General features: G+C 66.6%; 4 protein-coding genes. 1 reads left to right on the top strand and 3 read right to left on the bottom strand.

What is annotated here, in order from left to right:
• Window positions 1–87: 87 nt before the first annotated feature.
• Window positions 88–831 carry a helix-turn-helix domain-containing protein gene (locus tag H483_RS33160; protein WP_017837657.1) on the bottom strand — a complete coding sequence of 248 codons (744 nt, stop codon included), beginning with the start codon at window positions 829–831 and terminating at the stop codon, window positions 88–90.
• 793 nt (window positions 832–1,624) lie between these two features.
• On the opposite strand from H483_RS33160, the gene H483_RS33155 reads away from it, so the two are divergent.
• Window positions 1,625–4,837 (top strand): type I restriction endonuclease subunit R, encoded by a 3,213-nt coding sequence (locus H483_RS33155; RefSeq protein ID WP_017837656.1) that lies wholly within the window; start codon window positions 1,625–1,627, stop codon window positions 4,835–4,837.
• A gap of 28 nt (window positions 4,838–4,865) precedes the next feature.
• On the opposite strand, the gene H483_RS33150 is transcribed toward H483_RS33155, so the two are convergent.
• Both H483_RS33150 and H483_RS33145 read right to left on the bottom strand, forming a co-directional pair.
• Complete coding sequence (locus H483_RS33150; RefSeq protein WP_017837655.1) at window positions 4,866–5,639, bottom strand: SDR family NAD(P)-dependent oxidoreductase; 774 nt, start codon at window positions 5,637–5,639, stop codon at window positions 4,866–4,868.
• On the bottom strand, window positions 5,636–7,144 hold the full coding sequence (locus tag H483_RS33145; RefSeq protein WP_017837654.1) for an NAD(P)/FAD-dependent oxidoreductase: 1,509 nt from the start codon (window positions 7,142–7,144) through the stop codon (window positions 5,636–5,638). The genes H483_RS33150 and H483_RS33145 overlap by 4 nt, the downstream gene beginning before the upstream one ends.
• Window positions 7,145–7,211: the final 67 nt, after the last annotated feature.

Raw genomic sequence — 7,211 nt, 5'->3', positions numbered from 1 at the left:
ACGCTCAGATGCGAAGAGCCCAGATACCACCTCGGACAGCGGTCCCACGCATTCGACTCGGTCAAGAAACCGAAGCTGAGTAGTGGCCTACGCTTTCTCTACAGTTGGGTGCACGCTCACGTCGACGTACAGTTGCGGGAAAAACTGCTGCGGGTAATCGCCCACGGTGAGAAGCCCGGCCAGTCGCACATGTCCTTCGTTGTCGGTCACATTCAGTCGGGCGAGCATATCGCCGCGCTCCGTCAATCGCCGCACCGCCCTGGCGTTTCCTGGGGCGGTGACCAAGAGGTCGACCAGTTTCGGGTCGAGGTCATCCACAGAACAGTCCTCGACCAGTGCTCGGTCAGCTTCAGAGATCGTGTGTGCAGTCTGAAGGCTGAAGATCTCACTTCTGCTCAAACGAACGTCGCGATCGTCGATCCGTTTGTAACTGCCGGTTTCAACGCCCTTGCTCTTGATGTAGCACGGTTTGGCGCCGATACCGTTCTCGAGAATCTCGATTGCCAGGACCTGCTGGCCTTCATAGTTGAATCGATTGACGTGATAAGCGGGCGGATTTACCAATCGAGCGCCCTGCTCGTTACCGTCGCCCATGCCGTCGATGAACTGGCTGCACACCGCGTCTACGCGGAACCCCTCGACAGGCTGGAACCCAAGTTCTTCACTGACGCCGAGAATGATCCAGCCGCCAGCGGTGTTGGCAAACGCGCTGACGGAATCCCAGACGGACTTGCCCAAGGACTCGGCGGCTGCTTTGACCTCGGTCGTTGCGTCGTCGGTGCCTTGCCGGCGGAGTCGATCGATGACAGTCCCGAAATCGGACTCATCCATGCTGGTCTCCGTCGCTGTTGGTCAGTGCTGCTCACTGTAGGTCACTGTAGGTCACTGAACCTCGATGGATGCAGTGACGGCAGTGAGGAGGTAAGTCGACCCCCAGACGAGGCCCAGGGGTCGGGTCGCGCGTTGCACTGGCGATCGCTCGAGGCCGGGGGTTGTTGGGCTGCCGTGTCCCAACGCGCGATCCGGCGGCAACCTAATCCGTCAACGTCAGCGAGTTTCGCGGATCTCTGTGAGATTAGGGGGGTGCCTAAATTAACAATGCTCGGGCCACGCCTCGGGGGACGGTCCGAAGTAGACGCCGAGCAGAAGCTTGAATACATGCGCGACAGAAATCATGCAGTTAAGAAACAAGTAGGCCGAAGAAAGAGTCATCTTCTCAGCTCAGGCCTGGATTCGGGATGAACCGTGGAACGTCGGAAACGATGCATCGTTCCACAACGTTGGACCATGGGAGGTTCACTGTGAGTCTGAAGTTTAGGGGCGAGGCGCGCCAGGCAGCGGTATCGCAACGGTCCCCATGGTCGTTCGGCGGCACCCCGGAGGCGGCTCAGTGTCTACCCGTCAGTGTTGCTCACTGTAGGTCACTGAACGTCAGTGGTGGTGAGTGCAGTGACGTATACAGTGAGGGATCCGCCACCGGCTTCTCGCTGAACAGCTCGGCCCTGCGGCAGTTGTGCGCGCGCCGTGGACGAACTACCGTAGGGGCATACCACCTGCCCCCTCTGGGGGCAGGTTTTTTTATGTCCGACCACTCTTCCCGCCGCTCTGACCTGGAGAGGGCGCGATGACTTACGGCTGGTCTGAGGCCCAAGCCGAGCAGGGCATCCTCGACGCCCTCGCCGAGCGCGAATGGGAGCACCGCTCCGGGCCATCGCTCGCGCCCGGCTCGGGGGAGCGCGACTCGTGGCACGACATCGTCTTGCGGGGCACCCTCCTGCAGTCGCTGATAAACCTCAACCCGGACGTGCCCGAGGAGTACCTCCAGCAGGCCATGGCCGAGGTGATCACCCCTAAGTCGCAGGACGCCGTCACCGAGAACCACCGGCTTCACCACATCCTGCTCGACGGCTACAAGGGCCTGACCTACATCGACGACGACGGCCGCGAGGTCGCGCCGGTCATTCGCTTCCTGTCCGCCGACGCCTCGCGTAACCGGTACCACGCCGTAGACCAGGTGACCGTCCGCAGCCGCGAACACGAACGACGATTCGACGTGGTGGCCTACGTCAACGGACTGCCGCTCGCGATCGTCGAACTCAAGAAGCCGGGCGCCAAGAACGCCACCGCTGAGCTCGCGTACAACCAGCTGCGCACCTATCTCCACGAATTCCCCATGGCGTTCCGCTTCGCCGCCGTCGTCGTCGCCACCGACGACCTCTCCGCCCGCTACGGCACGCCGTTCACCCCGTGGAACCACTTCGCGCCCTGGAACGTCGACGACGACGGCCGCCGCGTCGCCCCCTTCACCACCCTCGACGGCTCCGCGGAACCCATCACCGAACTCGACCTCCTCATCGACGGCGTGTTCAACGTCGAACGATTCGGCCAGCTCCACCGCGACTTCACCGCCTTCGACGCCACCGAGTCCGGTCTGATCAAACGCATCGCCAAACCCCACCAGTACTTCGCCGTCACCAAAGCCGTCGGTGCCACCGTCCGCGCGGTGGACTCCGACGGCCGGGCCGGCGTCGTGTGGCACACCCAGGGCTCCGGCAAGTCCATGGAGATGGAGCTCTACACCGCCAAGATCATGCGGCACCCGCGACTGGCCAACCCCACGGTCATCGTCATCACCGACCGCACCGAGCTGGACTCCCAACTGTTCGACGGCTTCCAGATCTCCGACCTGCTCCCGGAGCAGCCGGTGCAGGTCCGCACCCGCGACGATCTGCGGACACAGCTGGCGGACCGCCGCTCGGGCGGCATCTACTTCACCACCCTGCAGAAGTTCGGCCTGAGCAAGTCCGAACGCGACTCCGGAGCGACTCACCCGCTGCTCTCGGACCGGCGCAACATCGTCGTCATCGCCGACGAGGCCCATCGCAGTCACTACGACAACCTGGACGGCTACGCCGCGCACCTCAAGAGCGCGTTGCCGCACGCGACCCTCATCGCCTTTACCGGGACCCCCATCACCGAGGGCGAACGCGACACCCGCCGGGTATTCGGCGCCGACATCGACGTCTACGACCTGCACCGGGCGGTGGAGGACGGAGCCACGGTCCCCGTGGTCTACGAACCGCGGCTAATCAGCCTGGCGCGCCTGCCGGGTGTGGACGACGAGTCGCTCGACGACGCCGCGGAGGAGGCACTGAGCGGCCTCGACGCCGCGGACGCCGAACGCCTCCAGCGCGCGGTGGCCAAGCTCGACACCGTCTACGGCGCCCCCGAGCGCATCCGCACCCTGGCCGCCGACCTGGTGACCCACTGGGAGACCCGCCGTGACGCCATGCGGCCCTTCCTCGGCGTCCCGGGCAAGGCGATGATCGTCTGCGCCACCCGATCCATCGCCGCGAACCTGTACCAGGAGATCGTCGCCCTCCGCCCCGAGTGGCACTCCGACGCCGACGACACGGGCAAGCTCAAGGTGGTCTATACCGCCGACCCGGGCGACGAGGAGCACGTCACGAGGCATCTCCGACGTCCGAGTGCGATCGCTGCGGTGAAGCAGCGGGTGAAGAACCCCGACGACGAGCTCGAGTTGATCATCGTCAAGGACATGATGCTCACCGGCTTCGACGCCCCGGCGCTGCACACGCTGTACGTGGACCGGCCGCTCAAGGGGGCGCTGCTCATGCAGACGCTCGCCCGCGTCAACCGCACCTTCCGCGGAAAGCAGGACGGGCTGCTCGTGGGTTACGCGCCGCTCACCGACAACCTCTCCAGAGCATTGGAGGAGTTCACCCGCGAGGCCCCGGAGGGCGGCGACCGGCTCGTCGGCCGCACCTCCGAGGAGGCCGCGCAGATCGTGCTCGACCTGCTCGCAGGCGTGCGTGAGCTCATCGGCGACGAGTGGAAGGCGCAGTGGCACGCCAACGCCAAGACCGGCTGGCGTGATGCGCTCCTCACCGTGGTCACCCGCCTGCGGTCGCCGGGCACACCGGGAAACCGCGACGACGACGACCCGGACGCGCGCCCTCTCGCCGACCGCTTCCGCGACCTGTCATCCAAACTCGCGCGGGCGTGGGCCCTGGCGGCGGGGAACGACTCGCTCGACACGGTCCGACCCGAGGTGCGGTTCGTCGAAGAGGTCCGCGTCTGGATGCTCAAGCTCGACGCGCAGCAGAAGATCGGCGCCGGAGAGCTGGTTCCGGACGAGATCAAGCGCATTCTCGGCGAGCTGATCGTCGACTCCGCCGCGAGCACGGGCGTCGTTGACATCTATCGCGAGGCCGGACTGCCGCTTCCGCGGTTGGACACGCTCACCCCGCAGTGGGTCGAGGAGGCGCAGAAGCCCTCCAAGGCCCACCTGGCGATCGAGGCGCTCAAGGCGACGTTGCTGGAGGAGGCCGCGAAGGTCACCTACGGGAACGAGGTGCGGCGCAGGCTGTTCTCCGAGCGCGTCAACGAGTTGATGGTGCGCTACACCAACCAGCAGCTCACCGCCGCCGAGGTGATCGCGGAGTTGGTCGAGCTGGCCAAGGAGGTCAGCGCCGAGGCCGACCGCGGACAGCGGTTCGAACCGCCGCTGGAGAGCTACGAGCTGGCGTTCTACGACGTGGTCGCGTTGAACGAGTCCGCGGTCGACGTCCTGGGCGACGACGTGCTGGCCGAGATCGCCCGCTCGATCGTCGCCACCATGCGCCGCGACATCCGAACCGACTGGACGGTCCGTGAGGACGTCAAAGCCAAACTCCGCGCATCGGTTAAGCGGACCCTGCGTAAGTACAAATACCCACCGGACAAGCAACCGGAGGCCATCCAGCTGGTCATGCAGCAGATGGAGGCGCTGGCGCCCCGCTACGCGGAGGAGATGGGACAATCTGCCACACACTGAACCCCGATATTGCCGCTCAAGTCGCTGCTCAGCCCCGCCGCTCGACCACGCGGCCGATGAGACGGGTCCCCGCCAGGAAGGGGATCCGGGTGAACCGCTTGGTGTACCACGTGAGCGTGCTCAGCGCGTCCGGGGTGATGACCACCCGCCGGGCCTGGATGCCCCGGACCGACCGCGCGGCGACCTTCTCCGACGTGAGCGGCGTCTTGGAGAGCAGCATGCGGGCTGCCTCGTCGGCCTTGGGGTCATCCCCGGACAACGAATCCGCGAGGCCCGAGCGGAAGAACAGCGGGCAGATCACGGAGGTGGAGATGCCGCGGGGCCGCAGCTCGGCGTCGAGCGTTTCCGCCAGGGCGACCGCTGCCGCCTTGGTCGCGTTGTAGGCCCCCATGGAGGGAGCGTGCACCAGGCCGGCGGCGGAGGCGGTGATGACGACCCGCCCGCCGCGGCCGAGCTTGGGGACCATCGTCTTGCACCCGCGGACCACGCCGAGAAGGTTGATGTCCACTATGCGCTTCCACGTCTCCATGGACGTGGCGTCGAGCCGTCCGCCGACCGCGATCCCCGCGTTGTTGATGAGGATGTCCAACCTGTCGACGGCGAGCGCGGCCGCGGCCCAGTCGTCGTCGTTCGTCACGTCGAGCGTCAGGTAGCTCCACTGTCCGCCGAGCTCGCGCACGGCGGGCGGCGCCTCCGGGTGGAGGTCGGTGAGGATGACGTCGTCCCCTCCGGCGAGGTATTCGCGGGCGAGCGCCAGGCCCAGCCCCGAGGCGGCACCGGTGATGAGGATGCGGCGGGTCATCGGATCGCCTCCTGCGGGATCTGTGCGTCGAACGCCATGTCGCGGCGCTGGTCACCGAAGGTCAGCTCGGGGATCTCGGCGAGGTAGTTCTGCACGTAGGTCCAGGGCCGGGCGGTGCCCTGTCGGGGGAACTTGTGCACGCCGCGTCGGACGTAGCCGGCGTCGAGGTCCAACAGTGGCCGGTCCCCTTTCTCCTGCGGCGGGATCGGCGCGTAGATCTTCTCCCCGTTCTTCTCCCCGGCCCGCCACAGCTTGACCATGTACCGGGAGACCATGTCCGCGCGCAGGGTCCAGGAGGCGTTGACGTATCCCACCGTGAAGCTGAAGTTGGGCACGCCGGCGAGCATCATGCCGCGGTAGGTGGTCAGATCCGCGGGAAGGAGTTCCCGGCCGTCGATGCTCAGGGTTCCGCCGCCGAACGCCTCGAGTTCCAGGCCGGTGGCGGAGACGATGACGTCGGCCTCCAGTTCCACGCGGGACTTCAGGCGGATCCCGCGTTCGGTGAACGTGTCGATGTGCCCGGTCACCACCCGCGCGCCCCGCTGGATCGCCCGGAAGATGTCCCCGTCCGGGGCCTTGCACACCCGCTGGTCCCAGGGCTTGTAGGACGGTGTGAAGTGCTCGTTGATCTGTGCACGCGAGATGTAGCGGCCCTGCAGGGTCCGCAGCCCCTGCTTGAACGCCCAGGGGAACCGCTGGGCGACGATGTACTGCGCCATGTCCCGGGCGCCGTGGGTGAACCGGGCGGCGCGGTAGGCCGCCTGCGTCGGCAGGACGCGCTTCCACACGGCGCTGATGATGTCCTTCTCCGGGAGCGGGGCCACATAGCTGGGGGTGCGCTGGAGCATGGTGACCTCGGCGCCGAGCTGCTCGAGAGCCGGAACGAGGGTGACGGCGGTGGCGCCGGAGCCGATCACGATGAACTTGCGTCCCGCGTACTCGACGTTCTCGGGCCAGTGCTGGGGGTGGATGATCTCACCGGCGAACGCCTCCTCCCCCGGGAAGTCGGGCCGGAAGCCGGCCGAGTGGGAGTAGTACCCGGCGCCGAAGTGCAGTCGGCGGGTCCACACCGTGCGCTCGCTGGTGGTCCCGTTCTCGGTCCGGACGCTCGTGACCTTCCACAGGCCCTTCTCGCCGCGCCAGTCGGCGTTCCGGATCCAGGAGCCCAGATGGAGGCGGTCGAGGACTCCGCACTCCCGGGCGGTGTCCCGGATGTACTCCTTGATCTCCTCGCCCTGCCCGAGGGTCGAGGAGTGCGGCCAGGGGCGGAACGGGAATCCGAACGTGGCCATGTCCGAATCCGAGCGGATGCCCGGGTAGCGGAACGTGTGCCAGGTCCCGCCCAGGTCGTCCTGGGCGTCGTGGACCTCCCACGACCACTGGGGAAAGGCGTTGCGGACGTGGTGCGCCAGGTCGATGCCGGAGATGCCGGCGCCGACGATCAGGAGGTCCAGCGGGTTCTCGGGTGCGCCGGCCGGGGGGCGGCGGTCAGCTGAGGCTGTCATGAAGAGGAAGATAGCGCCGATCTGCCTCGATAAGTTGCCGTAATGCGCCAAGAGGTTGCTCTATCGC

Source organism: Dietzia sp. UCD-THP (assembly GCF_000349585.1).
Taxonomy (GTDB): domain Bacteria; phylum Actinomycetota; class Actinomycetes; order Mycobacteriales; family Mycobacteriaceae; genus Dietzia; species Dietzia natronolimnaea_A.
The sequence above is the reverse complement of the archived record's forward strand: the minus strand, read 5'-3'. Positions and strand labels throughout refer to the sequence as shown.